Origin of the sequence: Citrobacter sp. TBCS-14 (genome assembly GCF_005280805.1) — a bacterium.
GTDB classification, from domain to species: domain Bacteria; phylum Pseudomonadota; class Gammaproteobacteria; order Enterobacterales; family Enterobacteriaceae; genus Citrobacter; species Citrobacter gillenii.
The window spans coordinates 1-215 of the sequence record NZ_SZWM01000397.1 but is presented as its reverse complement, the minus strand read 5'-3'; the positions used below and the strand labels follow the sequence as shown (position 1 = coordinate 215).

1 protein-coding gene is annotated in these 215 nt (G+C 52.1%); it reads right to left on the bottom strand.

Features of this window, described 5'->3' with window-relative positions:
- On the bottom strand, positions 1-215 hold a 215-nt coding region (locus FDX22_RS15770; protein ID WP_146717437.1), incomplete at both ends, for an ATP-binding cassette domain-containing protein.

The window sequence follows — 215 nt, the reverse complement described above, 5'->3', positions numbered from 1 at the left end:
GCGAAATAAAGACCACGGTGCGCTGATGCTTCGCCTGTAGTTTTACCAGTTCATCCTGCATCTCAGTACGAATTAATGGATCGAGGGCTGAGAAGGCCTCATCCATTAATAAGATGTCAGGATTAATGGCTAATGCACGGGCGAGGCCCACACGCTGGCGCATCCCCCCGAACCTTCCTTCACGCGAACGGTAATAGAGTTCAGCCACGATTGCC